This window comes from Nostoc sp. NZL (genome assembly GCF_015714705.1).
Lineage (GTDB): Bacteria > Cyanobacteriota > Cyanobacteriia > Cyanobacteriales > Nostocaceae > Nostoc > Nostoc foliaceum_A.
Genome location: NZ_WBKL01000140.1, coordinates 1 through 26,281, shown reverse-complemented (window position 1 = coordinate 26,281; position 26,281 = coordinate 1). Strand labels below are relative to the sequence as shown.

Below are 26,281 nucleotides of genomic sequence, written 5' to 3'. Positions count from 1 at the left end.
CTTTAACTTAGGTGCTGCTGATCTTGAAAACCTTGTTCTCACAGGCACAGCTGCTATTAACGGCACTGGTAACAGTCTCAATAATGTGATTACGGGTAACAGCGGCAACAATAACCTCAATGGTGGTGCTGGCAATGACACACTCAATGGTGGCGCTGGTAATGATACGCTTTATGGTGGTACTGGCAATGACACTTTAAATGGTGGCGTTGGCAATAACACACTCTACGGTGGTACTGGCAACGATCGCTATATATTCAACAGTGATAATTATATCAGTATCACTGAATATGTTGGTGAAGGTGTAGATACAGTTGAGTCTGCCTACACCTTTAACTTAGGTGCTGCTGATCTTGAAAACCTTGTTCTCACAGGCACAGCCGCAATCAATGGTACTGGTAACAGTCTCAACAACACTATTACAGGTAACAGTGCTAACAATACGCTCAACGGTGGAGCAGGTAATGATATCTTGATCGGTGGTGCTGGCAACGATATACTCACGGGTGGTGCAGGTAGCGATCGCTTTACATTTAATTCTCGTAATCAAGGTAATGACAGAATTACTGACTTTAGCGTAGTTGATGATACTATTATTGTCTCTGCGGCTGGTTTTGCTGGCGGACTAGTTGTCGGTGCGGCGATCGCGGCTAGTCAATTTGTGATCGGTACAACAGCCACTACAAGTAGTCAGCGATTTATCTACGACCGAAACAACGGTTCTCTGTTCTTTGATCAAGATGGCACAGGTGCGATCGGCAAAATCCAATTTGCTACACTCAATACCGGACTGGCCTTAACCAATGTAGATATTTTTGTGACTGCATAAAGACTTTACAGCAATTGTCAAAGAAATAGACCAGATTAAGATGACAGGCGATGAGTTTGTTGTCTTGTCTGGTAAGGGATTTAGGCAATAATTCCAGTAAATGTTGAGATGACAATATATTTTTCTGCAATGAAGCGATGTCTGACAACAAGCCTTACAGCGGGAGCACTTGTGCATTCTCCAGGTAATATCATGTCTTTAATTAGAACATTCTCGACTCAATAGCAACTGCCCATTATTCAGCCGATATAATCCTTGCGGTTCAATAATTGGGTCGCCTTTCTTCCAAGGACGGGATGTAATTTCGACACCTCTAACTTCACCAGTTGTGTAGTTAGAAACCAAAACGCCAGGACGATTAGTGGTTATAGCACCAGAACCTGTAATGGTAAAAGAGTTTTCTTGTCGCTTTGTGCCGCGTGAAATGCAACTATTGGCGATGAGTGCATTAGTATCGATGACTGGAGGTAATTCGGTGAAGCTGTTTTGAAGGGAACTGGTATCGGGTGCGTTAATGTTGATCACACCTGAAACGCCTTGTTCCGAACTGGCGGTAATATCACTTTTTTCAGTTGGCTTTGTCCGCGACTCGATACCGAAGATACCTTGCGAGTTGATTTCGACCTTTCCACCTGTTCCTGTAAAGGCGTTGGCTGTAATATCGCTGTTTTCTTGGGGGATGGCGATGATAAATCTGGAATCGATATCAATGTTACCACCATCGCCACCTGATTGCGCTGTACCTGCGGTGGTCGAAATTTGGCTACCGTTACGCAATAGTAAGCGATCGCTGGCAGTTAAATTAATATTTCCACCATCACCAGAATTAGTTATTGCTCCAATAAATGCTTTGTTATCAAGTGCTGTGGAACTAGAATTAATATTAATATCTCCGGCTTTTCCTTGTCCTAAGCTGCTTGAACTGATTCCCCCCCGATTTAAAAATAAAGAATCTGTTGTCAGGTTAATATTACCTCCATTGCCCACAGCTGTTGGGTTGACTGCACTAAAAACACCGCTAGCAAAACCCGTGGTGCTAACACCGTCAATTAAAATGCGATCGCCTGCATCAATGGTGATATTACCCCCATTGCCTCTAGAAAAAGTACTAGCATTGACTGTTCCACCATTGGTTAAAAATAAAGAACCTGTTGTCAGGTCAATATTGCCTCCCTTACCTTCAGCTTCACCTTCTAAGGTAGTAAAAGCACCGCTTAATCTTCCATTGCTACCGACACCATCAATGCTAATAGCATCGTCGGCATTAACTATAATGTCACCTGCATTACCTTTACCAAAACTGGTAGCAGCAAGTTGTCCGCCGTTGCTTAGTGTTAAGGAATTGGTTGTTATTTGGATATCTCCACCTTTGCCAACACCTCCATCAGACAAAAAACTAAAAGCGCCACTAATACCATCGATAATCACAGCATCGCTGGTATCGATGTTAATATTTCCAGCATTCCGGTTTGCAGCCGTGACAATTAAACCGCCATTTGTTAACGTCAGCATTCCTCCTTTAACCTGAATATTTCCACCATTACCTTGATCGCTACCAAAAGCGGCAAGTGTAGCACCATTTTTTATAAATAATTCTCTAGCGTTGATGCGGATATCCCCAGCGTTACTTATGTTATCGGTTAGCGCAGAAGTGCTTACGTAAGTAGATGAACCACTTTCCCCACGATCAAGAGTTACTGTATCACGGGCGTTGATGGTGATATTGCCTCCATTTCCCCGTCCATTTGTTTCTCCAGAAATATATGCACCATTGGTAAGGGAAAATGACCCTGTTGTAATTTCGATGTCACCTCCCTTACCTTGACCATTCAGCAAGGAACTAAACACACCGCTACTTATATCAAATTTGCCAGTGCGATCGCCAATATTATAAGTTACATCCTTTAAGACACCATCCATTTTGACGGTATCACGAGCGTTAATGGTGATATTTCCACCATTACCATTTCCTTCAAAAAGTGAAGAAGATATCCTACCACCATTTGTCAAAAACAATGAGCCTGTTTTAATTTGAATATTTCCGGCGTTACCATTGAATGCATCCGTACTAGCATTACTAGATAAACCATTACCAGCAACTCCATCAATAGCAATAGTATTGCCAACATCAAGAAAGATATTACCTCCATTTCCTTGCTTGTCGCCGCTTGCATTGAGTCTGCCGCCATCTTTAAGTAATAAATTACCAGTAATAATGCGAATATCACCACCATTACCTATGGCGTTAGAACCGGCATAACTTAATACTCCACTACCGGATTTTATTGTGCTTCCAAAACCTGAAAATGTCGCATTATCGCGGGCATTAATAGTGATATCTCCTGCATTTCCATTCCCAGCAGTATAGCTGGATATGATAGCACCATTATTAACAGAAAGTGATGCAGTTGTAACTTGAATGTTTCCTGCTTTCCCTACACCTCCAATCTCTAAGTTGCTTTGCAAACCGCTAAATGCATCATAATCTAAGTTATCTAGCTTGACATTTTCAGAGGCTTCAACGGTAATATTTCCAGCATTACCTTTTCCTAATATATTTGTTGATACTCGACCACCGTTAGTTAACGATAGAGAACCTGTTTTCAGGTAAATATTTCCTCCGTCACCTACCCCCTGAATGTACACACTACTGCTAATATAACTATTGCTATCGAAAGCTATATTATCAAAGGCATTAATGCTGATATTTCCAGCGTTTCCTTTGCTATCTGTAGTGCTATTAATAAAAGCTCCATTGGTAGCTTTGAGTGTACCTGTCGTGATTTGAATATTACCTGCATTACCTTCAGCAGTGGATTGCACAGCATTAATTATCCGGCTAAAAATATCACCGTTCCTACCATCTAATGAAATATTATTACGAGCATTAATGGTAATATTACCAGAATCACCTTTTCCTCTAGTGCTACCTTGAATTTCCGAACCGTCGTTTATTTCCAATGAGTTGGTATTGATAGTAACGTTTGCACCATTACCTATTGCACCCTCACCTACTTCGGAAACAATTCCGTTAGTTTCCCCAAGTCTTGAGTTCCGAAAACTGATATCACCTTGGACGTTAATATTTATATTACCTGCATTTCCCCGTCCTCCTGGTAGCTGACCATCAGCACCTTCTACGGTGGATTGGATTTGCGAACTATCTGTTAAAGAAAGTGAACCGGCAGTAATGTTAATTTCACCACCATTACCCTGTCCGGAAATATTAGTACTAAGGTAAGCTTCATTACTTAGTGTAAAAGAGCTAGATTTGATATTGATATCACCACCATTACCTGTTGCTTCTGTCAATACATCACTAAAAATTCCACTAATGAAATTATCTTTTTTACCTGTGACAGTAACAGTACCTTGAGCATTGATATTTACATTTCCTGCATTACCTTGTCCGAAGAGACTAGCATTGATTTGTCCACCATTATTTAATGTCAATGTTCCAGTTGCAATATTGATATCGCCAGTATTACCAAATGCTCTTTCTTGCACTACGTTAGCAATGAAGCTTTGATCTATTAACGTTGTCTCTGCTGTGGCATTAATAGTAATATCTCCAGCTTGACTATTTGGAGTACCTAAACCTATATCTATTCCTGCTCTTAATTTACTTTGCCCTGCTAAATTTACATTTCGAGCTTCAATTTTGATATTCCCGCCATCTGCACCGCGAACATTGACTTCTGCGCCATTACTCAACGAAATATCAGCGCGTTCCGCATTTTCAGGTATTACTAAACCCAGATTATCACCTGCAATATTCAATCCCACATTTCCCGGTGCAGCCAAACCTGCTAACTCAACATTTCCGCCATAAGCGTGAATACTCCCACCATCAATATTGATATTTCCACCAACAAACAGCAAACTTTTACCATCAGCAACTCGCAAACCCGTAACATCTTGTCCGATGAGATTAGTACCTACGGGTGCTTGGGATTGATTGATAATTCCCCCACTTGCTTGGATTTGATTAAACAGCAATACTGAAGGATTAATAGTCAATAATGGTAATGCTTGGGGATTTGTCGCACTAAAAATTCCTTGATTGCCAAACTGCACACCGTTCGCAGTCGTCCCAACAAACGAACCATCCACATCTAAACTGGCATTTTTCCCAAACACAATTCCATTGGGATTTATCAAAAATAAATTCGGGCTAGAATTACCAAATGTGCCGAGTATCCCCAAAATTTCTGAAGGGTTATTACCTGTCACCCGTGCCAAAATATTCTGAATATCTGCGCTAGGACTGAAAAAATATGCCCCACGTCCTTCGCTGATATTAAATTCTTGAAAGCTGTGAAACAGATTAATTTGGCGAGTTGCACCACCAGTAATTATTTCTATCGGTAGTCCTTGAAAGTTGTCTATAACTTGAGATGACTCAGCCCCAAGTGTGTTATCAGGCACGATATTGCTTTGCTGTGCCTGGATTTTGCTAGTGAAGAGACTTACACTTAAGCAGCCCAGCAACCCTGCCAATCCGAACTGCAAACACTTGTTTAATCCGTATTTGATCGTCATTGGGTGCGCTTTTATATAGATTATTTGAGTATCTAATAGAACTGCACCTTTGAATAAGAAATAAGCAAATATTCGTTAATTATGCAGTTTTCTGCAATAAGGCATGACCCTGAAAGTAAAATAAAACTATCCTCCACTTAAGCTCCATCATGGTTATCGAAGAACTCGAACAACAACTCCTTCAGCTTTCACCCAACGATAAACTGTATATTATCCAACTCCTTGCCCAAAGCCTGACTACACACAATAACAACACCCACCTAGAGCAACCAAGCAAACTCTCAGAATTCTTTCGTCAATCTCCCCTAGCTGAACTTACCGAAGAATTAGACTTGAGCCGCGATCGCAGCCTACCCCGCGATGCCTTCACCCCATGATCTACCTTCTTGATACTTGCGTGATTTCCGAAGTTATTGCTAAACAACCAAATCAACAAGTTTTAGATTGGCTAGATGCCCAAGTGCCAGAAACACTTTACCTTAGTGTCATCACAATTGGCGAAATCGCTAAAGGCATCAGCAAACTTACTGCATCTAAGCGGAAAGAATCTCTAACAAAATGGCTAAATGAAATCTTACCCAATCGCTTTGAACACAGAATCTTAAGTATAGATGTCTCAACAATGGTGTTGTGGGGAAATTTAGTCGGGAAACTAGAACAGAATGGACGACCTCTACCCGTCATGGATTCTCTCATTGCAGCGATCGCCCTGCAAAACTCTTTATCACTTGTCACCCGTAACGAGAATGATTTTACTGGGACAGGGGTTGTAATCGTTAATCCTTGGTCAGTTTAGCCCTTCAGTGAATTGATTGCTGGCAAAGATGGCAATACAGTTTTCTGCAATGAAGCGATCGCATTCGTGCATTCTCTAGGTATCTAAACTGCACGCAAACAAGCAGAAAAGGTGGATGTGTTGCATGAATATGTCGGATATTGTATAACTCATCGACGACAGTAATATTACTGACCGCTAATTAATTACTCTCTAGCTAAGTAATTACACAACTTAAGGTTTTTACAAGTTAGTGCCACATTTATTACACGTTTTAGGAGGATGTCAAAACGATGATTATCGTCATGAAATCCGGTTGTCCTCAACAAGAAATTGAATTATTATTCACAGAGCTTTGCCGTTGGAGTGTTGTACCAGAAGTGTCTGTTGGTAAAGACAAAGTAGCAATTATTTTGGTTGGCGACACAACGGAAATCGACACGCAACAAGTCCAAAATTTAAGTCCTTTTATTGAGCAAGTGCTGCGGATAAATAAGCCATTAAAACGGGCTAGTTTAGAGTTTCGTTATGGTGAAACATCACCTTTGGCCAAGTCAGTCAAGCTTTAAAACTTTAGTCATAATCTCTCAAAAATATGGATGCAATTCGGTTAAGCAAAAGCACAGTACGTCAGAATTCATTTCCATTTTTAAACAGTTCAGATGCCACTGTAATTGTAGGCGATCGCAATCTCACTATCGAAGAAGTCATTAGTGTAGCGCGTCATGGAGCGCAGGTACGTTTAACTGATGATCTAGAAAAATTGGCTAATGTCCAAGCATCCTGCGATTTTATTCACCATGCGGTTGAATCTGGCGATCCAATTTATGGGGTGACAACTGGTTTTGGTGGTATGGCCAACGTGGTGATTTCTCCTGAATCTGCGGCTTTACTACAAAATAATTTGATGTGGTATCACAAGGTGGGTGCAGGAAAAAAATTACCTCTTGCTGATATCCGCGCTGCAATGCTTCTACGTGCGAACTCCCATATTACTGGTGCATCGGGGATTCGTTTAGAACTCATCAAGCGGATGCTAATATTCCTCAATGCTGGTGTTACACCTCATGTCTGCGAATTTGGTTCAATTGGTGCGAGTGGTGATTTAACACCTTTAGCGTATATTACTGGGGCATTGATTGGTTTAAATTCCAGTTACACCGTAGACTTTAACGGTGAGGAAATGGATGCACCAACAGTACTGAAAAAGCTGGGTTTAGAGCCATTGCAATTACTTCCTAAGGAAGGGTTAGCAATGATGAATGGTACTTCTGTAATGACTGGAATTGCAGCTAATTGTGTACAAAATACCAGAATTTTATTAGCCTTGAGTGTGGCTACCCATGCTTTAGCAATTCAAGGTTTATCAGGTACTAATCAATCGTTCCATTCGTTCATTCACAAACTAAAACCCCATTCTGGGCAAGTTTGGACGGCTTCGCAAATGCTGGATTTGTTAGCAGGTTCGCATTTAATTCGTGATGAGTTAGATGGTTCCCATGATTATCGAAATGAGCATCCAATTCAAGACCGTTATTCTTTGCGTTGTCTAGCGCAATATATGGGGCCGATTGTGGATGGGATTGAGGAAATTGCTAAACAGGTTGAGATAGAAATCAACTCTGTGACTGATAATCCATTGATTGATGTTGAGAACCAAGCTAGTTATCATGGGGGCAATTTTTTAGGGCAATATATTGGCGTAGGAATGGATAGACTACGTTTTTATATTGGGATGTTGGCGAAACATTTGGATGTCCAAATCGCTTATTTAGTTGCACCAGAGTTTAATAATGGGCTGTCTCCGTCGTTGGTGGGAAATCAACAGCGCCGTGTAAATATGGGTTTGAAGGGGTTACAAATTACTGGTAATTCCATTATGCCTCTATTAACTTTCTATGGAAATTCTATTGCTGATAGATATCCCACCCATGCGGAACAATATAACCAGAATATTAATAGTCAAGGGTTTGCTTCGGCGAATTTAGCGCGAACGAGTGTAGAAGTTTTTCAACAATATATGGCTGTGGCTTTGATGTTTGCGGTGCAATCGGTAGATTTGCGTACCTATGCGATCGCAGGACATTATGATGCGCGTGCAACTTTGTCTCCCGCAACTAGGGATTTATACATGGCGGTGCGGAATGTGGTAGAGCGATCGCCATCTGAGGAACGCCCTTATATATGGGATGACAACGAACAAGCTCTAGATTTACATATAAGCAAAATTGCTGATGATATCGCTCACGGCGGAGAAATTGTGACTGCTGTTAGTCGAATTTTGTCTAGTTTTCAAGAGATCAGAAAGTAAAGGCCAGGAATAGGACTTTCTTAATTACGAATTACCTAGCTATGAATATCGCACATCATGTAGAACGTGGTCATCGGCTATATCCTGACAAGATCGCCATCATTTCCGAAGATAAATCTTATACCTACAAGCAACTTGATCGGTTAGTGAATTGTACAGCGAATGCATTGCGTGGGTTAGGAATTGCCAAAGGCGATCGCGTGGCGTTGTTTTTACCCAATATACCGGAGTTTGCGATCGCGTATTTGGGGATTCTGAAAATTGGTGCGATCGCAGTTTCCCTAAATGTCATGCTGAAGTCTGCTGAGGTTAGTTACATTCTCAATGATTGTGCAGCTAAAGCGATCGTGACGACAGAATTGGGTCGTTTGCAGGTAGCAGAGGCTGATTTACACCATTTAAAACATATTCTCATTGCTGAGGGTGCAGTTAATAACGACATAGATTTTGCAGATTTGATCGCAAATGCTTCTCCCATCACCCGCGCTGTCGAGATGCAATGGAACTCTCCAGCTAGTATTGTCTATACTTCTGGTACTACAGGCTTTCCCAAAGGTGCAACACTTTCTCACGGTAATATCATTTCTAATATCTCTGCACATAATCGCTGTTGCGGAATGAATAAAAATGATAGATTACTGCTGTATGTGCCACTATTTCATTGCTTTGGCCAAAATGCGATTTTCAACGCTGGCTTAAATGTTTGTGCAACTATCATTTTGCAACGACGATTTGATTTAGATCAAGTGTTAGAAAGCATCGGTAAATATCAAGCAACTATGTTTTTTGGCGTACCGACTGTATTTATTCGGTTACTCAATCAAGACACTTCTAAATATAACTTTAGCAGCCTGCGTTATTACTTTAGCGCTGCTGCTCCAATGCCTGTAGAAATTGCCCAAATGTGGCAAGACAAATATAAAAAGGTGATTCATGAAGGATATGGTTTAACCGAAGCATCACCCTGCGCTAGCTATAACCACAATTTCAAATATAAATTTGGTTCCATCGGAGTCCCAATTGCAAATGTACAAATGCAAATTGTGGATGCTAACGGTTATCAAGTATCACCAGGAGAATTGGGTGAAATAGTGATCAAAGGCTCTAATGTGATGCTTGGTTATTGGAACCGTCCTCAAGAAACTCAAAAAGTTATCAAAAATGGTTGGTTGCATAGCGGTGATATTGGTCGCATGGATGAAGAGGGTTTCTTCTACATCGCTGACCGTTTAAAAGACATGATTAACGTCTCTGGGTTTAAGGTATATCCAACAGAAGTTGAAAATGTTATTTATAAACATCATGCTGTTGCTGAAGTCGCTATTTATGGACTTCCTGACCCCATAAAAGGCGAGATAGTCAAAGCCAATATTGTAGTCAAGAATGGTCATACAATCACCGAAAAAGAAATTATTGAATTCTGCTCTAAACAAATAGCAACTTATAAAGTTCCCCAGACAATTAAATTTGCGAATTCTCTGCCTAAAAATCCTACAGGCAAAGTAATGAAACGATTTTTACGTGACGAAGAATTGGCTGTTATCTCCAACAGAAGCCTAAGTTTGCTTGCACAGACAAGATGAGAGCGCGTGCAGACAACCCCTTTCCTACCTCTCCCTAACCCTCTCCTACGAGGAGAGGGAAGCAGAAAAATTTTGTTACTGGAAGGGGAGTAAGATTCAAAGCCTTTCTCCTTTTAGGAGAGAGCTTTGGAGAGAGGTCAAAGTGTATTGCATACAGAAGCGCTATACCTAAAATTTCTGACTTCAATTAACTCACTTCACACATCCAAAAACTATGAACGCAACTACATCTATAACAATTAAAAAACCAATAACTGATGAACTCCTATTATGGAATCTTCTGTTCGCAGATACAGGTCGTCAAGTACTGCTCGTTGCTTATGACATCAAACTGTTCCCTCTCCTATCTCAAAAACCACGCACCTTAGGAGAAATTTGTGATGGATTAAAAATTTGCCAACGCCCAGCAGAAGCTATCTTAGCAGTCCTTGCATCTATCGAATTAGTAGAAGTAGAAAATAATCTTTATTCACTCAGTCCTCTTGCCAAAGATTATCTAATCGAAAGCAGTCCGACATATTTCGGTGCTTTATTAGAAATGATGATTTTTGACGATCGCAAGCACATCTCCTCATTTGAGAATTTAAAAAAGGCTTTATTTACCAATAATCCTCCTGGTAATAAGTTAAGAGAGTCTTTGGGTAAAAACCATGAATTAATGCGTGCTATTACCTTTGGAAATAATGTTAAATTTATCCGTGGCTTTATTTCTAGTATGCATGGCCCAAGTATGGCGGCTGCACTAGTTTGGCCAGAATTAATTGATTTATCTGGATATAAATTGTTTGTTGATATTGGTGGAGGATCGGCGGCTCATTCAATTGGCGCAACGTCAAAATGGCCGAATTTACGAGCCGTTGTCCTCGATCTGCCTCCAGTGTGCGAAATAGCTCAGGAATTTATCATGCGCTATAGGTTGCAGAGTCGGATTATGACACAAGCATTTGATATGTGGAGCGATTCCTTTCCCGTAGGTGATCTTCATTTTTATAGTTCTGTTTATCAGGATTGGCAACCAGAAAAATGTCATATTCTCACCCAAAATAGCTTTAATAGCTTATTACCTGGAGGGCGAATTATCCTCCATGAGATGTTATTTAATGATCAAAAAACCGGCCCTTTCCCAGTAGCAGTTAATAATCTGAATACATCTTTAAAGCTGGGAGGTCAACAATATTCAGGTCAGGAATTATCAATGATGTTGGAACAAGCAGGTTTTATCGACATTGAAATTAAACCAGCTTCGAGTTACTGGAGTATTATCACTGGTCGTAAACCCTAATTTTTGCTCAATAAAACCTATACGCACCAAATTTAGTGATATGAACACAACAACAGTTACAACTACATCTGGATCTTCCATTTTCTCGCCACCTATAAATAGCAAACTGACCCAATTAACATCAACGGAACTCACAGTTGGAGAAACTGTAGTCAAGATGTTAGAAGATATGGGAGTCGAATCTGCATTTGGTGTTTCCGGTGGTGGAATTGGGCCACTGTGGGCATCCCTCAACCGTAGCCAGATTCAAGTTCTACACTTTCGCCACGAATCGGGAGCAGCCTTTGCAGCTTGTGAAGCCTACTTCGCTAGCGATCGCCCCGTGGTTGTGTTCGTTACCACTGGCCCCGGTATCACCAACGCCCTCACTGGATTGTTGGCTGCGAGAGGGGAAGGTGCAAAGGTAATTTTGCTATCTGCTGCAACTGCGTCTGGAAATCGCGGACGCTGGGCTTGTCAAGAAACCAGCGCTCACACACTGCCAATTTCGGGTATATTTACCCCAGGTGCATTATTCAACTACGCCACCATCATCGAAACAGGCGATGAAATCCCGGAAATTTCCCGCAGACTTGCTCAAGGATTATCCCAACCTGGTGGTTTTGTCGCCCATATCAGTATTCCTACGCCAATTCAAACTAAACCATGCACAGCGCGATCGCAATTCGGATTTACTCGTGCGGTGTCAGTTGCTAGTGAAGAAGCGATCGCTGAATCTGTGCGGTTGCTTTCCCAAGAACCCTTTGCGATTTGGGTGGGTTTTGGTGCTAGGGAAGCAGCCGCCGAAATTCGCCAATTAGCAGAACGCACGGGGGCTGCGGTGATGTGTTCACCTCGCGGTAAGGGCATTTTTCCAGAAAATCATCCCCAATTTATCGGCGTTACCGGGTTCAGTGGTCATACTTCTGTCCTCACATATATGCAATCACAGCAACCCCAGCACATCCTCGTGTTGGGAACCCGTTTAGGTGAACCAACTTCTTTCTGGAATCCCTTGATGATTCCTTCTGGTGGCTTCATCCATGTAGATATAGACCCAGAAGCACCGGGAGTAGCCTATCCATCAGTACCAACTTTAGCGATTCAATCGGAGGTAAAAGCTTTCCTTAAGTCCCTACTAGCATACTTTCCCCAGCGTCCAGGGAATTCTCCAATATTGCCCAATCCAGAGTTGCAAGAAGTTTCTCCCCATACAAATGGTTTAGTCAGACCAGAAGTTTTGATGGATGCAATTCAAAAAATCATCGTTGAGAATAGCGATGCTGTCATCCTCGCCGAAGCTGGTAATTCCTTCGCTTGGGCGACTAACAGATTGCGCTTCACCCAACCAGGGCGCTACCGAATTAGTACTGGCGTGGGGGCGATGGGTCATGCTGTGACTGGAGTTGTAGGCGCGACTTGGGGAGGAAATGGTAAAGCGATCGCTATTGTGGGAGATGGTGCAATGTTAATGAATAGCGAAGTTAGCACCGCCGTTAAATTCAACATTCCCGCCGTTTGGATTGTACTGAATGACGGACGCTACAACATGTGCCATCAAGGCATGAATTTGCAAGGATTTTCAGGTGTAGATACGGAAATACCGAGTACAAATTTTGTCAAACTTGCTCAATCGATGGGTGCAGACGGTATCCGCGTTTCCACAGAATCAGAACTAGAAGCAGCGTTAACAAAAGCTTTGGCGGCTACTGTTCCCTTCGTTGTTGACATCAATTTAGACCCCACACAACCTGCTCCGATTGGCGGTCGAATTCGCAGCCTTATTCAACAAGGAGCAATCGAATCAAAAGGAGAACAATCATGATTTTACAACCAGTTGGCATTCGAGCGATCGCACTCAATTTTCCTCGCACCATCCGCACTAACGATTATTACAGAAATAATTTTCCCCAGATGGTGGCGGAAGCTGAACAAAAAACCTTGGCGCGATTGTTTGTCACAGATAATTCTACAGATATCTGGTCGCAGGAAGTAGCCCCTTACATGTCCGACCCTTTCCGCGGTACTGTTGAACGGCGAGTAGTCAGTCCAGATGAAACCTCTCTATCTCTAGAATATCAAGCTGCGATCGATGTTTTGCAAGCCGCGAAACTACAGCCTGAAGATATCGACTTGATGCTTGTAACTTCCTTGTTCCCCGAACAAGTCACACCAGGAAATGCAGCCTTTCTCGCCGGTAAATTAGGATTATCCAGCGCAGCCTGGAATATAGAATCAACCTGCACTTCAGTATTAGTTTCTCTACAAACAGCCTGTTCTTTAGTCCGCACTGGAGAATATCGCAATGTATTAGTGGTTGTCTCCTCCACATACTCCCGTTATACCGACGAGAATGATACCCTCGCCTTCTTATCAGGTGATGCAGCCGGAGCATTTATAGTAGGCGAACTGCAACCCAACCAAGGAATTTTGGGAACTAAAATTGCCAATACCGCCGCTACCTGTGGAGCCTTTTATAACGAATTTACCACCGATGAACAAGGAAACATCAGAATGTTCATCCGGGGAGGTAAGGGCGCAAGTAAGATGTTTAACGAGACAACCGTCAAGTTTATTCGTCTATGTTGTCATGGAGCGATCGCAGCTGCTGATGTGAGTTTAGATCAAATTGACTTTTTTGCTTTTAACACACCCAGCGCTTGGTATTCGCAGGTTTGCACCCGTGCATTAGGGATTAATCCAGAACGGACTATTAACCTGAATCCCCTCTACGCCAATATTGGCCCAACCTTCCCCGTAGCCAATCTCTACCACGCCGCCCAAGCAGGTAAAATCCGGGAAAACGATTTAGTTCTCGTTTATACAATGGGTTCCTCATCGAATGCAGGTGCTAGCGTCATGCGTTGGGGCGATGTCGCCTTGGGAACTCCACCTGCTCTTCCCCTCAGCCTTTCTCTAGATAATCAGAAAATTCTCATTCCTAGCGGTTCGTAGTCAAGATTAATTTACCCCTCATTTCTCAGATACTCATCAAATTTGCGAGGTTTTTATGAAATTCTGGAGAAAAATATCGGTTGTATTTGCGATTGCGATCGCAGTATTCTTATTTCAAGGAACAATCAGCAAATCTGCTGCTCAAGCTGCTACATACAAATTCACTTTCACTGGTGAAGAAGCCAACGGCTACTTTATTTATGATACTGCTGCCAAAGGTGAAACAAAATCTCCCTACATGACTCAATATTACGGTGGAGGGCGAGATTATAAAGTCGATTTAGGAGACAAAGGATTATTTCAAGGCACAGTTAGTAATGCCATCGTTTTTCTGCCAAGAGAAGAAGATAAAGTCCTAGCAAAAATTCGAGCACAACATGATAAACAATATGGCATAGATGATGAGCATAATGTTTTATTGCCTGCTGATCTCTTCCTTTTACAAGTACGAAGCTTTGAACGACAGCCAAAGTCTAATTATTCTTTAGTTAGCTATTTCAAGTATCCTCAAGAAGCATTTAATGGATCTACAAAACTACCAACATATGTTCCCCTAAATGCTGAAATTGAAGTATTCCCAAAAGTAGATTTTCCAAAAACATTAGGTAAAGCTATAGTTAAAGCGCCCGTACAAACCAAGATAGAAAAGATATCTGATTAAGTCAACACGGTTCTATTTTCTCATTACCATGCGGAGCATGGTAATGAAATATCCGAGGCTCCGCCTCATAGGAATACTGAGTCTAACTCAAATCAAATTCAATAAAAAGGAGGCAAAACAATGAACTTCTGGAATAAACTAATCATTATATCTATATTGAGTATCACAGTCTTTTTCACTCAAGGAATAATTGATAATCCCCCAGCCCATGCAGCCCTACATAAATTTAGTTTTAACGGCGATAAAGCCAACGGCTACTTTATCTTTGATGACTCAATTCGGGGAGGCGCACCAATTCGCCCAGATATGTTGAGCGAGTACGATGGTTCTGTTGTAGAGTATGCAGTAAATATTGGCGATGAAATATCAGAACAAGGTACTCAAAGCCCTAAAAGAGCAACCCATGATGAAGCTCGAACTATTGTAACTTTACTACGTCCTGAATTAGTCAAAGCTTCCCCCAATCTTCCTAAAGATTCTCCAAAAGACGATGAGTTTATCCTTTTTGTACCCAAAGTTGCCCGCCAATCTCAATATGCATTATCAGTTCGATTTCGCTATCCTGAGAACACTTTTAAAAATTCTGTAGCTCAACCAAAAAACGTTCCTAACCAGGCATTAATGTCTGTTCATCCCTACTGGAATTTTCCCGTAACTATGGGCAAAGTAAAATTTGAACAATCGGTTAAAACAACAATTGAAGATATTTCTTAATTACCAAATAAGGGTGTAGGTGCGGTTCATAACCACTTTTTTAGCTACTTTTAATACGGAAATTACTTATGAAACAAAAACCAGACGTGCCTATTGAGGCACTAAAGCGAATTTTGACAATGTTGCAAAAATACCCAGTAATGGTATTAGCTGCGATCGCTAGCTTGTTAATAATGACGGTTGCTAATATGGCTACTCCTCAAATTATTCGTTGGGGAATTGATGCAGGTATTGCCAAAAACAACTTAAAAGTGATTTTGACTTGTGGGGGATTGATGGTTTTAGTGGCTTTGATTCGGGGATTGTTCAATTTTGGACAAAGTTTTTTTGCAGAGACAGTATCTCAAGGTATTGCTTATGACATTCGAAACACATTTTTTAGCCAAACCCAGCATCTAAATTTAAGCTACCATGATCGCACCCCCACATCACAATTGCTCACCCGCATTAATAATGATATCGAACAAATCCGCGTCTTTATTGGTGCCACCCTGCTGCAAATTTTCGGTGCTGCGATCGTATTATTAAGTAGTGTGACAATTTTGCTATTAATGAATTGGAAGTTGGCACTAATAGCATTAGCAATTATCCCAATTTCATTCATTTTACTAGGCGGATTTTTTCAGAAAAATGCTTCCTTATTTACTAAGGCGCAGATGCAATTAGAGAATTTAAATGCAGTTTTAAAAGAAAACTTACTCGGTGCGCGTGCAGTCAAAGCTTTTGTGCGTCAAGAAACAGAAATAAACCGCTATGGTGTTGCTAACCAAGAGTTTATGGCAACAAGTATCAAAACAATTTATGCGTTGCGAGATACATTTCCGATAATTTTTCTAATTAGCAATTTACTTGCAGTTATCATTTTTGGCTACGGAGGTTTAGAGGTAATCAACCAGAGCTTTTCTATTGGCGAATTAATCGCTTTCAACTCTTATTTAGTATTTATTATCCAACCAATCTTTCAGACGACTTTCGCATTCCAATCTGTTGCCCAAGCGGCAGCATCAGCAGCTAGAGTTTATGAAGTAATAGATACAGAAACTGAAGTTAGGGAATCTCCGAATGCAATTTTTTTGAAAACATGCGAAGGCAAAATTTCGTTTGAAAATGTTGATTTTCGCTATCCAGAAGCAAAAGAAAATACCTTAAATAGTATTTCATTTGAAATTAAACCAGGTCAAACAGTGGCAATTTTAGGCATGACGGGAGCAGGTAAAAGTACAATTGCTAAATTGATACCACGCTTTTATGATGCGACAAATGGAATAGTTAAGGTTGATGGATATGATGTTCGCTCTTTAAATTTAATTAGCTTACGTTCTCACATTGGTTTTATTTCTCAAGAAGCAAATTTATTTTCTGGAACTATCCGTGAGAATATCGCTTATGGAATACCAGATGCTTCTCTTTCAAAGGTGATTGAAGCAGCTAAATTTGCTCAAATCCACGATTTTATTATTAGTTTACCTGATAGTTACGATACTGTTATTGGTGAACGAGGAATTGGCTTATCAGGTGGGCAAAAACAAAGAATTACTATTGCTCGTATATTGATAAATGATTACAAAATTTTGATTATAGATGATAGTCTTTCTGCTGTTGATGCAAAGACAGGAGCGTTAATTCAAGAATTCTTCAAATTACTAATGCAGCAGCGCCAATGTACTATAATTTTTCTCAGCCAACGGATTAATAATATAGTAAATAGTGCTGACGAAGTTTTCATAATTGATCAAGGACAGTTAGTCACCAGAGGTTCCTATATAGAGTTAATCGAAAATACCATCCTAAAAATATGAATAAGCCGCTTACTACGAACTAATTTCATTATTTTTGACATTAGTTATTGTCAGAGGCTGATATCAATTAGAGTTAATTACTTATCATTTGTCATTGCGAAATATTCGCCTTTGGCATTCCAAGAGGGTAGCACTTACAAGGTTTTGCGATTGCTTCGCTTCTCTGAAAACGGTCGTAATGACGGTTATTTATGCGGACATGATATTACTTGTATCTATTCTTGCTATCTTCACCTTGTTCTTATCCTTATGTCATCTATGAACAGAAGAAATAATATTTTGGAATCGGCATCAAAGGTAAATACACCATTACCTGTTATACGTCGTTTTAGTCAATATTTTCGCCCATATATCAAAGATATCCCTATGATTTTGGGGCTAATTATTATTAGCTCAATTACCCAAGCCATAGCACCATTACTGACTGGTTGGTCAGTAGATAATTTGATAGTTAAAGGCAACTTATTAGGATTGTTATGGATACTATTTGTATTAACAATAGTATATTTGATTGGGTTTTTCTCAAGTCGCACTTTGATTGTTAAAGTTGGCGTGATTATGCAGCGTGTACTCGCACAATTACGCCAAGATATTATGAACAAATTACAAACATTACCCCTCAGCTTTTTCGATCAAAGTAAAGCGGGTGATTTAATGAGTCGTCTACTGAGTGATGTAAATATCTTAAATCAATTATTCAGCCCTATCTTACCACAAGTTATTGGTAGCTTCTTTGGTTTATTAGTAAGTGCTATATTCATGCTTTATATAAACTTACAATTAGGTTTAATTACTAGCCTAATGATGCCAATCATACTATTGACAACTGCCTTTTTTGCACGGTTAGCTAGAGCAAAGTTTCGCATTACCAGACAAACAATTTCTCAACTTTCGATTAAACTAGAAGAGAATCTTAGCAATATCCAGGAAGTTCAAGCATTTAACCGCGCACAACTCAACATTCAAGAGTTCCGCACACTTAATGCAGACAACCGAAATGCCAATATTCAAGCTACAGCAATTACTGCTGCTTTTCTACCAACAATAGACCTATTTAATACACTTGCTTGGGGGATTGTATTAGCTTATGGTGGCTTTCTCGTCTATCAAAATATCATGACAGTGGGAGCAGTCACCGCATTTTTGTTTTATGTCCAGCAATTTTTTCAACCCATCCAACTTATCAGTAACTTCTATACTCAAGCACAATCTGGATTAGCCGGATTAGAAAGGATATTTTTGCTTTTGGATGAACCAGTCCAGCTTCAAGATGCCACAGATGCGATCGCAATGCCACCAATTCAGGGTAAAGTTCAATTTGAACATGTAAATTTTGAGTATAAGCCTGGACAGAAAGTTTTAGAAAATGTATCTTTTAATGCTGAACCAGGACAAGCGATCGCTTTAGTTGGAGCCACTGGTGCAGGAAAAACTACCATAATTAGCCTGCTTTCCCGCTTCTATGATGTGTCAGACGGTGCAGTAAAAATTGATGATATAGATATACGGAAAGTTACACAAGCCAGCTTGCGCCGTCAAATTGGTGTTGTCTCACAAGATACTATGATTTTCAGCAGTAGCGTTGCCGAAAATATTGCCTTTGGCAATCCCCAAGCAACAACAGCAGAAATTGAAGCAGCCGCAAAGATTGCAAATATTCATGACTTTATCTTGACCTTACCCGAAGCCTACGCCACACAATTAGGAGAACGGGGAATGAATCTCAGCAAAGGACAACAACAATTAATCAGTATAGCTCGTGCGATTTTGGTAAATCCGCGCATCTTGATTTTGGACGAAGCAACCAGTAACATTGACAGCCAAACAGAGAATTTAGTTCAGCAAGCGATCGCTAATTTAATTAAAGGTCGCACCAGCTTTATTATCGCTCACCGCCTGACGACTGTAACTAACGCAGACAAGGTATTAGTCATTGAGCAAGGACAAATCATCGAACAAGGTACACATGCACAATTGATGGAGCAAAAGGGAGTATATGCAAACCTTTATTCTCTACAATTGGCAAATAATATCAAAGCTAGTTTGAAAATAGGGTCTAGGAAATAATCATTAGAGATGAGCAAAGAGACATTTTCATGGTTATTTGTAGTATTGTTCTGTGATTGACTTATCTACTGGCGTGACTGAAGAATTTCACTTATACGCGAACAGTTATAACTACTGAATTTTGAATGCGATAATACCAATAAATACAGCAAGACCTAGCGCTCTCCGAAAATAATTAACACCTTGAAATAATTCTAACCACGCCCAAGTAAACAAGGAGCCAGTTGCTAGTACGTCTAACACTGTATTAATTTTGCCACTTGTAAAAACTAGAGTTAGTAAACTAGTTACTATCCAAACAATAAGCGGTAGGTTTGGCATCTGAGCTATAACAATTTGGCCATCGCTGTCACGGAAGGTTTTATCAACTAATGTATTTTCCATTATTGCTACCTAGCTAAAAATGATTAACTTACAAAAACTATCGGCTGGTCTATTGAGAATATGCTTGCATTTAATTGCAATTTCCTTGGTTATCTTAAAACATTCAAAACTCTCTTTCCAAGCATCTAATTGCTGAGATTAGAGCGGGAAGCATATTCATATATGATTATATTGATAGGCATAGTCACATAAAATCTGCCAATATATCTGTCATCGGCTTTTGCAATTTGGAGCGATTTACAAAAACCGCTATGCCACTTGCTTTATAACCAGCACTGTCGATAATCCTCGACATACTGTCGTATAGTCAACGGTGAACGATTGAGCAATTGCTCTGTATCAGATGTGATGTTGCCCGCTAATCCTAAACGAGCGGTTGTGTAGATTGCTACCATTACTAAAACAAAGTCCATTGGCAACCCCGATAAGCGCATTTGTCGAATAAACTTTAGCGCATTGGGATTATAGCGTACCCTTTTACCTAAAACCGATGTGAAGATGTCAGCTACTTCGTAATAGGTCAAGGCTTCTGCACCCGTAAGCGCATAGGCTCGTGACTGATGACCATCTTGAATCAAAGTACGAACTGCAACAGCAGCAATATCTCGCACATCAATAAAACTTGTTTTACCATTACCTGCTGGCATCAGCAATTCACCACGAGTTTTGATGTCTTCTCGATGTGTAGTGTTAAGATTTTGCATAAAAAAGCTGCCCCGTAAAAAGGTGGCAGGAATACCCAATTGTTCGATATAACGTTCAATTTTTGAGTGCGGCACAAAAGGGTTGCGTTCGGCTCCCAGTATTGAAAGAAACACGATATGCTCAACGCCTGCAAGTTTTGCAGCATTGAGCGCTGGGGCAATTTGTTTGCGAACATTCGCAAGGGCAGGCGGACGCACTAAAAAAAGTTTATTGACTTTCTCAAAAGCATGAGCAAAGGTGTCGGGATTGTTAAAATCGAACGGGACGCTCTGGATATTGCTACCTAATATCTGTTTAGCGCTCTTCGGATTTCTAACTGCGGCACAGACATTACAATCGTGGGATAGAAGTAAGCGAAGAACTTCTTGACCGACATTTCCAGTCGCACCAGTCACTAAGATTTTCAGCATTATCAGCAATTCCTGTTAGAGCGGACTGAATTTCATAAACGCTCTGTTGTTGGAAAAATAAACACTCCTTACTACTAATATAAGGTGGGCATTGCCCACCTTACTGCTGTTGATTACTTTGTGTGAGCCTATAGCGGACGGTAGACGCGATAGTTGATTTCGGGGAAAATATTATCCATTAACTCGACTTTTTCCAGCCAACCACTGTCAACTTTGCGGATTTTAACGTCTTCATAGAGCTTATTAAACCGCATCAGGTGCGATCGCGTCCGTCTCACTGCATAGGGTACCATTGTTCCCGTCCGCATAATAAATGCCCAGTCGGAAGATTGTGCTAACAACAATTCCCGCGCCGCTTGGTTGAGCGCTCTCCACTGCAATTCATCCTCTGGTTCCAAATGCGATATTTCAATCATCCGTTCAGCAGCTTTGTGCAAATGCGGATAAACCCACGCATTCGTTTCGTTCAACCAATACTCGTGGAAACCCTTGAAACCCCAACTTGATTGCGAAGGGCGACAAACTTGCTGCGTCGGCTGATCTCGCAAATAGTCTGCTAAATGGGTCATTGCATAGGTTCCTTGGTCATACCATGACTTGCGGAATAGGTAATCGATGAACCAGGGACCTTCATACCACCAATGTCCAAATAACTCTGCGTCATAAGGCGAAACGATAATTGGCGGTCGCTGCATTATACCATAGAGATGCTCAGATTGCCGCTCTCGGTTATACATAAAGTTAGCAGCGTGTTCCGCAGCCTTTTCCTTAGCCCAATACGGATCGTAGAGTGCCTTATCTGAAAGTCCTAAGCCACGCCCAGTAATTTTGTGATACTTAATGCCCGTGTTTTTCCGCTGACCATTGGGCATAATGTAGGGCTTGATGTACTCATATTCTGCTTCCCAGCCCAAATCTTTGTAAAATTCCCGATATTCCGCCGCCCCAGGATAGCCCACCTCAGAAGACCATACCTGTTGGGAAGATTCATGATCTCGTCCAAAGACAGCAACACCAGTTTCTGTATAAATTGGGGCATAAGTGCCAAAGCGCGGACGGGGACGGGCATAAAGGATGCCATGCCCATCAGTGAGGAAGTAGCGTAACCCAGCATCGGCTAGCATCCGCTCTAAACCTTCATAGTAGGCGCATTCAGGCAACCAAATGCCTCTGGGTGCTTGTCCAAAGCTTTGCTCGTAATGTTCGCAAGCTACCTGAATTTGCGCCCATACCGCCTCTGGATACATTTTCATCAACGGCAAATAGCCGTGAGTAGCGCCGCAAGTGATGATTTCCAGGTTGTTACTGTCTTGGAACTGCTTAAAAGCTGTCACCAAGTCACCTTGATTGCGTTCCCATATCTGACGTGCTTCTTTAAACTCAGTAATGTAATGTTCGGCTAAATAACGAAGATGTCCGTTATTGACATTATGTTCTGCTTCTAGTTCTATAAGTTCTTCTAGTTGGGTCAAGTGTGCGTCATAGCGTTCTTGCAGCAGAGGGTCACGAAGCATCGACACTAGAGGTGGTGTCATACTCATCGTGATTTTAAAGTCGATACCGTCTCGCTTTAAGCCTTCAAATACTTTCAATAATGGAATGTAGGTTTCTGTGATGGCTTCATAGAGCCATTCTTCCTCCAGCACGTAGTCACTTTCCGGGTGACGAACGAAGGGCAGATGTGCGTGGAGTACAAGCGCGACGTAGCCGATAGCCATAGTGATTTTGGGGTGATACTTGTAAGTTGAAGGTCGAGAGGTTTGGCAGAAATTAACAATATTTTAAGACTTATGGGGATCGTAAAAGCAGTTTTCAATTGAGTTAAATACAGTGTTTGTAGGCGCACAATAATGTTGTGCCCCCACCGCGTGTTCTTAACTAGCTTTGAATCTCTGTAAAACCTGCCTATTTGTTTATTCTATAATCCTGTACTTAAAATATTTACTCAGCTTCAATTCCTATGGCTCGTAAGCGTTCTGCCAATTTTTCAGCACGTTGGCATTCCTGTTCTAGTTATTGCTTCCCTTGCTGTAACTGTTGAGTTGCTTCTGCTAGCAACACTACTAGATGTTCATCTGAGGTAAAAAAGCGTAATCTACCAGACAAGATAGTTTTTAGATTTGTATTGATGCTATCGTGACAAACCTTTACATAGGAGTGCGTAGGTGTAGCCCGTCGTAGACATCGCACTCCTTATTCCTCATCTCGATATAACTCCTGCAAGTCTTGTAATTGAGTCTTGCGGGAAATGCGGCGGTATTTTTTACTTTCTAACTTGGGTTCGTATTGACTCTGCCCTTTGCCTTTGCTTTTGCTTTTTAACTTCATGGTAGATTCAGGATCAGCTTGTTGGTGCAGCTGAGTTTGACGGGCGATCGCATCGGACAAAAATTCTAAATAATGTTCATATCGTTCCCAGTCTCCCCGTACCACGCACTCAGGCTCATCTCGATGCAGACAATCACTAAACCGACAGCTAGCAACTGCTAACCGCTTTCTTGCTTCTGGGAAATAATGGATTAATTCTTCTGGGTTACAATCCATTTCTGGCTGGTTAAAGCCGGGAGTGTCTGCCAACAAACCACCGTTAGGCAACTCAAATAATTCTATATGGCGAGTGGTATGACGACCACGAGCCAGTTTGCCAGAAACTTCTCCCACTCGCAACTGAAGAGAGTCAATCAGCGTATTAATCAGGCTGGATTTGCCAACGCCGGAAGGCCCAGCAATTACAGTAACTTTATTGCTCAAATACTTGGCTGCTTGGTCGGTATTTATACCATCCTTGACGCTGATAAATATTGGTTGATAGCCCCAACCAAGCAAGCGATCGCTAACTTGCTGCTGTTCCTGTTGCGAAATTAAATCACTTTTATTTAAGCATAAAAGCACATCCAAGCCAGTAGACTCAGCCTTAATCAAAAACCGACTCAGCTGATAAGGTTCCAAAGGCGGATCAGCAACGGCAAATACCAATAGGATTTGGTTGACATTAGCGATCGCCGGACGATCTAATTCGCTGTGACGGGGTAAGACATCAGCGATCGCTCCCCGTCCCCCAGCCCAATCTGGCTCTTCTACCACAACGCGATCGCCTACCATCACCTGTTGCCCGATTTTTTTCAGGCGTGTTCGGCGAGTACAGAGGAGGAGAGGGGGATGGGGAAGATGAGAAGGATCTTGCTCCCTCATCTCCCTGATCTCCCCATCCTCTTGATCCAGTTGTACTCGGTAAAAATTAGCCTGTACGGCTAGCACCGTACCCAATAACTGTCCAGTTGTGGCAAAATTTTCCCCTGTCATTGGCCAGTAACTGGACGGCGTACTATCAGAGAAAAATAACTACTACAGTCTGTAATTTGTTCCACCTGATAACCTGCCATTGTCAGACTATCGGGAACCTGCTCAATCGGCTCACCAGGGTCTAGCCAGACTTCTAGCAAACCTCCCAATGGCATTTTCTCCAGACGTAGTTTTGTCCGCACAAAATTAATTGGGCAAGGGGTGCCGCGTAAATCAAGTTGAGCATCGGGAGTTAAAAGAGAAGAGGGCTTCATTACTTAAATAAATTTCCCAAGAATCCTTCTAGACCGCCTTTACCAGTGCGATCTCCCTTAATTTTAGCCAGCTTCTCCAACAGTTCCCTCTCCTCAGGGGTGACCTTGGTGGGAATATCAATTAATACTGTCAGCATATGATCCCCTCTACTAACGGGATTACCCAAACGGGGTACACCGCGATTTTCTAACTTCATCACCGTATTGGGCTGGGTTCCAGCCGGAATGATCAATTCCACAGGGCCATCTACCGTATCTACCTCTAACCGACAACCTAAAATCGCTTGCAGATAGCTAAGTTTGATTTCAGAGAGAATATTAATGCCATCCCGTTGGAATTCCTCGTCCTCATTTACGAACAAGTAAACGTATAAATCTCCAGGAGGGCCACTGCGTTGACCGGCATCTCCTTCACTAGAAATCCGCAAGCGTGTGCCATTATCCACCCCAGCCGGAATGGTAATTTTGAGTTTCTTTGTAACTTGATTTGCACCCTTACCATCACACGCATCACACTTATCTTCAATTACCATCCCTGTCCCATTACAGGTGGGACAAGTCGAGACTTGGGTGAAACTGCCAAAAGGTGTTCTGGTGACACGGCGGACTTGACCCGATCCGCTACAAGTAGAACAAGTCCGGGGGCGGGTTCCAGGTTTAGCACCAGAACCGCTACAGACTTCACAATTTTCTAGATGGGAAATGCGAATTTCTTTTTCGCCGCCAAATACCGCTTCCCGAAAGTCTAACTTCAGGTCTAGCCGTAGGTCATCACCCCTAGCAGGCCCACTGCGCCGTCTTTGTTGCGTGGGACTACCCATACCGCCAGCAAAGCCGCTAAAAATGCTTTCAAATATATCGGCAAAACCACCCATATCGCCGACATCTTGGAAGCCAGGGCCAGCAGCACCTGATACACCCTCTGGACCAAAGCGATCGTAACGAGCGCGGGTTTCTGGCTCTGAGAGTACCTCATAAGCACGGTTAATTTCTTTAAAGCGATCCTCCGCGCCCGGTTCTTTGTTCACGTCTGGGTGAAACTTCCGGGCTAAACGGCGATAGGCTTGTTTGATTTCTTCTTTGTCGGTGTCACGAGAGACACCCAGGATTTCATAATAGTCGCGGGCCATATAGCAAAGGTAAAAGTTAGAAGGAAGAAAGCAGAAGGCAGTAGAACGTCACTCGCGGTCACTTGCTACCCTACAGGAAGGCGTTTTGCCTACAGCTCTAGAAGAGCAATGCAGTGTCCTTCAGAGGGTGGCTTGCCGGAGGTCAGGCAGAAGATAAAATTAATTTTTGTTAATAATTGATTTTACCCTTTACCCTTTACAAAAATCACCGACAAATCTTGAGCAACATGTGCTTTCCTCGTGGGAGACGACAAAAGCCATAGAATTTATGAGCAGAGGAAGCCTATGCTCAGACTTCTCACTGCCGAGTCGGCTATCTCTTTTACAATTGTGCTACGTAGGAGAGGAAAACCCCGCCCATTAACCAGAGGGGCTAGCCGCACCATTAGGTGTGGAAAACCACCCATATGCAATGGAAGTGCATCTGAACTGGCACACTGCCTAGCCCACTGTAATTTGCTTCTACAATCTAGCAAACCGCTGGGGTCTTGTGAAACTTCGCTAAATTTATAATTAATATATATTTTAGATAGATTAAATTCTTTTAACAAAAATCTGCAACTTTGGGGAGTGGGGAAGATGAAGGAGGTGGGGGAGC

At 41.7% G+C, this 26,281-nt stretch carries 22 protein-coding genes; 13 read left to right on the top strand and 9 right to left on the bottom strand.

Annotation, left to right across the window (positions count from 1 at the left end; translation table 11 throughout):
• On the top strand, nt 1-829 hold an 829-nt coding region (locus F8R90_RS19795), incomplete at its 5' end, for a calcium-binding protein (RefSeq protein ID WP_196512100.1).
• A gap of 198 nt (nt 830-1,027) precedes the next feature.
• Here F8R90_RS19795 and F8R90_RS19790 read toward each other — a convergent pair.
• The gene (locus F8R90_RS19790) at nt 1,028-5,371 is read right to left on the bottom strand and encodes a beta strand repeat-containing protein (protein WP_196512099.1); all 4,344 of its coding nucleotides are present in this window, start codon (nt 5,369-5,371) and stop codon (nt 1,028-1,030) included.
• A 149-nt stretch (nt 5,372-5,520) separates the two neighbouring features.
• Here F8R90_RS19790 and F8R90_RS19785 point away from each other — a divergent pair, with 149 nt between their 5' ends.
• The 12 genes from F8R90_RS19785 to F8R90_RS19730 all read left to right on the top strand — a co-directional run bounded on the left by F8R90_RS19785 (nt 5,521) and on the right by F8R90_RS19730 (nt 19,497).
• Nucleotides 5,521-5,748 (top strand): hypothetical protein, encoded by a 228-nt coding sequence (locus F8R90_RS19785; RefSeq protein ID WP_196512098.1) that lies wholly within the window; start codon nt 5,521-5,523, stop codon nt 5,746-5,748.
• The gene (locus F8R90_RS19780) at nt 5,745-6,167 is read left to right on the top strand and encodes a type II toxin-antitoxin system VapC family toxin (protein ID WP_196512097.1); all 423 of its coding nucleotides are present in this window, start codon (nt 5,745-5,747) and stop codon (nt 6,165-6,167) included. Before F8R90_RS19785 ends, F8R90_RS19780 begins: the two co-directional genes overlap by 4 nt.
• 272 nt (nt 6,168-6,439) lie before the next feature.
• Nucleotides 6,440-6,715 (top strand): hypothetical protein, encoded by a 276-nt coding sequence (locus F8R90_RS19775; protein ID WP_196512096.1) that lies wholly within the window; start codon nt 6,440-6,442, stop codon nt 6,713-6,715.
• Nucleotides 6,716-6,741: 26 nt separating this feature from the next.
• Nucleotides 6,742-8,457: an HAL/PAL/TAL family ammonia-lyase gene (locus F8R90_RS19770; protein WP_196512095.1), complete on the top strand. Its 1,716-nt coding sequence runs from the start codon at nt 6,742-6,744 to the stop codon at nt 8,455-8,457.
• 41 nt (nt 8,458-8,498) lie between these two features.
• Nucleotides 8,499-10,040, top strand: coding sequence for a class I adenylate-forming enzyme family protein (locus tag F8R90_RS19765; RefSeq protein ID WP_196512094.1), 1,542 nt, complete (start codon nt 8,499-8,501; stop codon nt 10,038-10,040).
• Between the two features lie 214 nt (nt 10,041-10,254).
• Complete coding sequence (locus F8R90_RS19760; RefSeq protein ID WP_196512093.1) at nt 10,255-11,322, top strand: methyltransferase; 1,068 nt, start codon at nt 10,255-10,257, stop codon at nt 11,320-11,322.
• 40 nt (nt 11,323-11,362) lie between these two features.
• Nucleotides 11,363-13,126: a ScyA-related TPP-binding enzyme gene (locus F8R90_RS19755; RefSeq protein ID WP_196512092.1), complete on the top strand. Its 1,764-nt coding sequence runs from the start codon at nt 11,363-11,365 to the stop codon at nt 13,124-13,126.
• Nucleotides 13,123-14,256: a 3-oxoacyl-ACP synthase III family protein gene (locus F8R90_RS19750; RefSeq protein WP_196512091.1), complete on the top strand. Its 1,134-nt coding sequence runs from the start codon at nt 13,123-13,125 to the stop codon at nt 14,254-14,256. The genes F8R90_RS19755 and F8R90_RS19750 overlap by 4 nt, the downstream gene beginning before the upstream one ends.
• A gap of 55 nt (nt 14,257-14,311) precedes the next feature.
• Nucleotides 14,312-14,917: a hypothetical protein gene (locus F8R90_RS19745; protein ID WP_196512090.1), complete on the top strand. Its 606-nt coding sequence runs from the start codon at nt 14,312-14,314 to the stop codon at nt 14,915-14,917.
• A gap of 120 nt (nt 14,918-15,037) precedes the next feature.
• Nucleotides 15,038-15,631, top strand: a complete 594-nt coding sequence (locus F8R90_RS19740) for a hypothetical protein (protein WP_196512089.1) — start codon at nt 15,038-15,040, stop codon at nt 15,629-15,631.
• Nucleotides 15,632-15,699: 68 nt separating this feature from the next.
• Nucleotides 15,700-17,430 carry an ABC transporter ATP-binding protein gene (locus tag F8R90_RS19735; RefSeq protein ID WP_196512088.1) on the top strand — a complete coding sequence of 577 codons (1,731 nt, stop codon included), beginning with the start codon at nt 15,700-15,702 and terminating at the stop codon, nt 17,428-17,430.
• Nucleotides 17,431-17,688: 258 nt separating this feature from the next.
• Nucleotides 17,689-19,497, top strand: coding sequence for an ABC transporter ATP-binding protein (locus F8R90_RS19730; protein ID WP_196512087.1), 1,809 nt, complete (start codon nt 17,689-17,691; stop codon nt 19,495-19,497).
• A 111-nt stretch (nt 19,498-19,608) separates the two neighbouring features.
• Here the strand turns inward: F8R90_RS19730 and F8R90_RS19725 are convergent, their stop codons facing one another.
• The 8 genes from F8R90_RS19725 to F8R90_RS32965 form a co-directional block, all read right to left on the bottom strand.
• Nucleotides 19,609-19,881 carry a hypothetical protein gene (locus tag F8R90_RS19725; RefSeq protein WP_196512086.1) on the bottom strand — a complete coding sequence of 91 codons (273 nt, stop codon included), beginning with the start codon at nt 19,879-19,881 and terminating at the stop codon, nt 19,609-19,611.
• Nucleotides 19,882-20,144: 263 nt separating this feature from the next.
• Nucleotides 20,145-20,996 carry an SDR family oxidoreductase gene (locus F8R90_RS19720; RefSeq protein ID WP_196512085.1) on the bottom strand — a complete coding sequence of 284 codons (852 nt, stop codon included), beginning with the start codon at nt 20,994-20,996 and terminating at the stop codon, nt 20,145-20,147.
• Nucleotides 20,997-21,124: 128 nt separating this feature from the next.
• Entirely contained in the window at nt 21,125-22,714 is a 1,590-nt protein-coding gene (locus F8R90_RS19715; protein WP_190899413.1) for a glycoside hydrolase family 57 protein, read from the bottom strand.
• A gap of 295 nt (nt 22,715-23,009) precedes the next feature.
• Complete coding sequence (locus tag F8R90_RS19710) at nt 23,010-23,186, bottom strand: hypothetical protein (protein WP_196512084.1); 177 nt, start codon at nt 23,184-23,186, stop codon at nt 23,010-23,012.
• Nucleotides 23,187-23,189: 3 nt separating this feature from the next.
• Nucleotides 23,190-24,299 carry a small ribosomal subunit biogenesis GTPase RsgA gene (rsgA, locus tag F8R90_RS19705; RefSeq protein WP_196512083.1) on the bottom strand — a complete coding sequence of 370 codons (1,110 nt, stop codon included), beginning with the start codon at nt 24,297-24,299 and terminating at the stop codon, nt 23,190-23,192.
• Complete coding sequence (locus tag F8R90_RS19700) at nt 24,296-24,553, bottom strand: sulfurtransferase TusA family protein (protein ID WP_190899400.1); 258 nt, start codon at nt 24,551-24,553, stop codon at nt 24,296-24,298. The genes rsgA and F8R90_RS19700 overlap by 4 nt, the downstream gene beginning before the upstream one ends.
• The gene (gene dnaJ / locus F8R90_RS19695; RefSeq protein WP_190899398.1) at nt 24,553-25,683 is read right to left on the bottom strand and encodes a molecular chaperone DnaJ; all 1,131 of its coding nucleotides are present in this window, start codon (nt 25,681-25,683) and stop codon (nt 24,553-24,555) included. Before dnaJ ends, F8R90_RS19700 begins: the two co-directional genes overlap by 1 nt.
• Nucleotides 25,684-25,949: 266 nt before the next feature.
• Nucleotides 25,950-26,281 (bottom strand): hypothetical protein (locus tag F8R90_RS32965; protein ID WP_230966509.1); only part of this gene is annotated, 332 nt, incomplete at its 5' end.

Excerpts from the sequence above, each read along its gene's own strand:
- F8R90_RS19780 (WP_196512097.1), top strand. The coding sequence starts at position 5,745 with ATGATCTACCTTCTTGATACTTGCGTGATTTCCGAAGTTATTGCTAAA.
- F8R90_RS19775 (WP_196512096.1), top strand. The coding sequence starts at position 6,440 with ATGATTATCGTCATGAAATCCGGTTGTCCTCAACAAGAAATTGAATTA.
- F8R90_RS19770 (WP_196512095.1), top strand. The coding sequence starts at position 6,742 with ATGGATGCAATTCGGTTAAGCAAAAGCACAGTACGTCAGAATTCATTT.
- F8R90_RS19790 (WP_196512099.1), bottom strand. The coding sequence starts at position 5,371 with ATGACGATCAAATACGGATTAAACAAGTGTTTGCAGTTCGGATTGGCA.
- F8R90_RS19730 (WP_196512087.1), top strand. The coding sequence starts at position 17,689 with ATGAACAGAAGAAATAATATTTTGGAATCGGCATCAAAGGTAAATACA.
- F8R90_RS19760 (WP_196512093.1), top strand. The coding sequence starts at position 10,255 with ATGAACGCAACTACATCTATAACAATTAAAAAACCAATAACTGATGAA.
- F8R90_RS19700 (WP_190899400.1), bottom strand. The coding sequence starts at position 24,553 with ATGAAGCCCTCTTCTCTTTTAACTCCCGATGCTCAACTTGATTTACGC.
- F8R90_RS19725 (WP_196512086.1), bottom strand. The coding sequence starts at position 19,881 with ATGGAAAATACATTAGTTGATAAAACCTTCCGTGACAGCGATGGCCAA.
- F8R90_RS19740 (WP_196512089.1), top strand. The coding sequence starts at position 15,038 with ATGAACTTCTGGAATAAACTAATCATTATATCTATATTGAGTATCACA.
- F8R90_RS19720 (WP_196512085.1), bottom strand. The coding sequence starts at position 20,996 with ATGCTGAAAATCTTAGTGACTGGTGCGACTGGAAATGTCGGTCAAGAA.
- F8R90_RS19715 (WP_190899413.1), bottom strand. The coding sequence starts at position 22,714 with ATGGCTATCGGCTACGTCGCGCTTGTACTCCACGCACATCTGCCCTTC.
- dnaJ (WP_190899398.1), bottom strand. The coding sequence starts at position 25,683 with ATGGCCCGCGACTATTATGAAATCCTGGGTGTCTCTCGTGACACCGAC.
- F8R90_RS19785 (WP_196512098.1), top strand. The coding sequence starts at position 5,521 with ATGGTTATCGAAGAACTCGAACAACAACTCCTTCAGCTTTCACCCAAC.
- F8R90_RS19755 (WP_196512092.1), top strand. The coding sequence starts at position 11,363 with ATGAACACAACAACAGTTACAACTACATCTGGATCTTCCATTTTCTCG.
- F8R90_RS19745 (WP_196512090.1), top strand. The coding sequence starts at position 14,312 with ATGAAATTCTGGAGAAAAATATCGGTTGTATTTGCGATTGCGATCGCA.
- rsgA (WP_196512083.1), bottom strand. The coding sequence starts at position 24,299 with ATGACAGGGGAAAATTTTGCCACAACTGGACAGTTATTGGGTACGGTG.
- F8R90_RS19750 (WP_196512091.1), top strand. The coding sequence starts at position 13,123 with ATGATTTTACAACCAGTTGGCATTCGAGCGATCGCACTCAATTTTCCT.
- F8R90_RS19735 (WP_196512088.1), top strand. The coding sequence starts at position 15,700 with ATGAAACAAAAACCAGACGTGCCTATTGAGGCACTAAAGCGAATTTTG.
- F8R90_RS19765 (WP_196512094.1), top strand. The coding sequence starts at position 8,499 with ATGAATATCGCACATCATGTAGAACGTGGTCATCGGCTATATCCTGAC.